This is a genomic window from Nonomuraea sp. NPDC003201 (assembly GCF_053590415.1).
In genome coordinates this window covers 1-3,210 of record NZ_JBSFTC010000610.1, presented here as the reverse complement: position 1 = coordinate 3,210, position 3,210 = coordinate 1, and the positions used below count along the sequence as shown (strand labels likewise).

2 protein-coding genes and 1 pseudogene are annotated in these 3,210 nt (G+C 72.0%); 2 read left to right on the top strand and 1 reads right to left on the bottom strand.

Translation table 11 applies throughout. The annotated features are described in order from the left end of the window. Nucleotides 1-235 precede the first annotated feature (235 nt). Nucleotides 236-1,414 carry an ROK family transcriptional regulator gene (locus ACWDX9_RS61585; protein ID WP_449973162.1) on the bottom strand — a complete coding sequence of 393 codons (1,179 nt, stop codon included), beginning with the start codon at nt 1,412-1,414 and terminating at the stop codon, nt 236-238. A 667-nt stretch (nt 1,415-2,081) separates the two neighbouring features. Between ACWDX9_RS61585 and ACWDX9_RS61580 the strand changes: the two genes are divergently transcribed. Together ACWDX9_RS61580 and ACWDX9_RS61575 are read left to right on the top strand one after the other, a co-directional pair. Then, a complete protein-coding gene (locus ACWDX9_RS61580) occupies nt 2,082-2,456 on the top strand; it encodes a hypothetical protein (protein ID WP_449973161.1) in 375 nt (124 codons plus the stop codon). A 78-nt stretch (nt 2,457-2,534) separates the two neighbouring features. Then, nucleotides 2,535-3,210 (top strand): annotated as a pseudogene (locus ACWDX9_RS61575) (2-phospho-L-lactate transferase CofD family protein); the annotation flags it as partial.

The following is a 3,210-nucleotide window of genomic DNA, read 5'->3' as shown; positions in this document are numbered from 1 at the left end:
GGTACGGCGGCCGCGGCGGCGACGCCGGCGGTGGCCGCGAGGAGACGGCGGCGGCTCAGGCCGAGCGTGCGGCGGAGCGCCTCTTCCTGCTCATGGAGCTGGCTCACGCGTGTTTCCCTTTCTCGAGGGACGCGTGCGCCGACCACGTCACGGCGTAACTGTGCCCGGCTCCACGAACATGCCACCGCGCGGGGAGCCTGCGACGATCAATTGTTACTACGCCGCGCAGAAGCGGTCAATGGTGCCCGAAAGCCTGATCGATGGCGTCCGGCGCGAGCACGTGGTCGACGACCATGACGGCGGCTCCGACGACGCCCGCCCGGTCGCCGAGCCGGCTCGACCCGATGCCGAGGTGCTGGGTGGCCAGCGGGAGCGACCGGCTGTAGATCGTCTCCCTGACCCCCGCCAGCACCTGCTCGCCCGCCTCGGCGACGTCCCCGCCGATGACGATGAGCGAGGGGTTGAAGAAGTTCACGATCGAGGCCATCACGGCGCCGACCTCGCGGCCGGCCTGCCTGACGAGCCGCGTGGCGCGCAGGTCGCCCGCGCGCATCAGCGCCACCACGTCCCGGCTGCCGTGCGCGTCGACCCCGGCGGCGCGCAGCTGCGCGGCCATGGACGCGCCGCCCGCGACCGCCTCCAGGCAGCCGGTGTTCCCGCACCGGCAGGGCGCCTCGGACGCCGGGACCCGGATGTGGCCCACGTCTCCCGCGGCACCCTGCGCGCCCCGGTGCAGCCGGCCGCCGGAGATGATGCCGCAGCCGATCCCGGTGCCGATCTTGATGAAGATCAGGTGGTCGATCTCGGGCCCGGCGGCCCAGTGCTCGCCGAGCGCCATGATGTTCACGTCGTTGTCGGCCAGCACCGGCGCGCCGAGCCGCGACCCGAGCCAGCCGGGCACGTCGAAGCCGTCCCAGCCGGGCATGATCGGCGGGTTCACCGGCCGTCCCGACGCGTGCTCCACCGGCCCGGGCAGCCCGACGCCGACCCCGCACACCTGGTCGAGGTCGCGCCCGGCGTCGGCCAGCAGCTCGCGGAAGGCGGTGGCGACCCACTCCAGGGTGGGCTCGGGTCCCCGGTCGACGGGCAGGTCTGCGGCCCGTTCGGCGAGCACGGTCATGCCGAGGTCGAGCACGGCCAGGCGGGCGCGGGTGGCGCCCAGGTCGGCCGCGAGCACCACCCGCGCGCCCTCGTTGAACGCGAACACGGCCGCCGGGCGGCCCCCGGAGGAGATCGAGTCGTCGGCGGCCACCACCCAGCTCCCGGCGATCAGCGCGTCGAGCCGCTGCGACACGGTGGACCTGGACAGGCCGGTGAGCTGGGCCAGCTCGCCGCGGGTGCGCGCCCGCCCGTCCCGGAGGATCGCCAGCAGCGCCCCCGCTCCGGCGCTCTGGCCGTTGGATCCCGTTGTCATGAGTACTACCTTACTTCGATGATCGGCCGACTTATGTTGACAGAAACGAAAAGCCCGATCTATCGTCGCGAAATATGCCGGACATATGTGGACAACAACCCACATATCGTGAGATCGTCCGGCAATTCCCGAGCTCCGGCCCGGGATCAACGCTCTACGCCTTGGAGGATTCGGTCCGGCCCTCGCCCGCCGTCGCGCCGAGACGCGGGCCCCGCAGGGATGCCACCCGGCCGGATCCTCCACAGGGCCTGGTTCCGGCGATCCGGAAACCAGTGTTTCGGGCCCAGAATGCGAACCAGGTGCGGGAGCGCTCCCAAGCCTATCAGGCCCCGCTTGAACTGCACACATGCCCATTAACTCCGAAATTTCCCCAATTGAGGGGCGGCGAACGGCCGGCGCAATCACGTCGAGAGTGAGGGCTTGACATCCCAGGCAGGCCCGCCCGCACCGATTCGCGAGTAAAACGTTCCAGATTTCCAGATATCTTGCAGCAAGGCGGATGAGCTGGGCTTTCGTCCCTTCACTACGGTTAGTCAATAGGCCAGACAATTCCGGCGGGTCCGATATTTGGTATTGAGGCCACCATTGTGGGCGCAGGTGCCATACTGCGTTTGGGAGCGCTCCCGCGAGCGCGCTCCCCCATGACGCCCCTCCACGAGGACCGGCAGTGAACCATCCCGACCTCCTTCCCGACGCCCGGCGCCCATGGGCCGCGCGCAGCTGGTGGATCGCCCTGGCCATCGGGGCGGCCGGCTTCGCCTTCGTCTGGCCGGCCACCCCGCACGCCCGGGAGATCGGCGCCGCCTGGCAACTCGTGGCCAAGCTGCTCGGCTTCGCCTTCCTGTGCTGCGCGATCGCGTTCTCGGGCTTCCTGGACGTGATGCGGCAGGTGGTCAACCCGGTGCCGATCCCCGAGCGCGCCGACGCCCCGCACATCAACCTGTTCACCGGCGGGGCGATCTGGGTCACGCCGACGCACGTCCCGCTGATCGTGGGCGTCAACCTGCTTCCCCTTGACCGCTGGATCGCGCGGAGGAGGTGACCCTTGCCGAACGCGCTTGCTGCGGCGCGGCGTGCCGCGGGTTCCCACGGGCCACGAGGAGGTCCGGTAAGGGTCGCCATGTTCTGCGGCGGGCGGGGCGCGGCGGGGATAGCCCGCGCCCTGCTGCGGGTGCCGGGGCTGGAGCTGTCCCTGCTGATCAACGGGTTCGGCAACGGGCCGTCCACCGGCGCTCTGCGCCGCTACCTGCCGGGCATGCTCAGCCCTTCGGGTTTCCGCGAGAACCTCCTGCTCCACCTGGACCCCGGCGACCCCCGGCGCGAGCTGCTCGAACGCCGCCTGCCGGCCGGGACCACGGCCGCGGACCTGGCGCGGCTGGCCGACGGGCCGCTGGACTACCGGATCGCGCGGGAGCTGCGGGTGTTCGCCGGGCGGCTGCGCGCCGAGCCGGACGGGCTCGACCTGGCCGGCTGCGCGCTGGGCAACCTGGTGCTCGCGGGGGCGTACCTGCGGCTGGGCGAGGACTTCAACGCGGCGGTACGCGCGTGCGCGCACACGTTCGGGTCGCCGGCGCGGCTGCTCAACGTGACGTGCGGCGAGAACGCGTTCCTGGTCGCGCTCAAGGAGGACGGGCGGGTGCTGGCCGACGAGGCCGACATCGTCGCGCCGCAGGACGCGGTGGCCATCACCGGGCTGTTCCTGCTGCGCGAGCCGCCCGGCCCGGACGAGCTCTCCGGGTCGCCGGAGCTGCTCGCGCGGCGCGCCGCCACGGTCACGCCCAGCCCCGAGGCGCTGG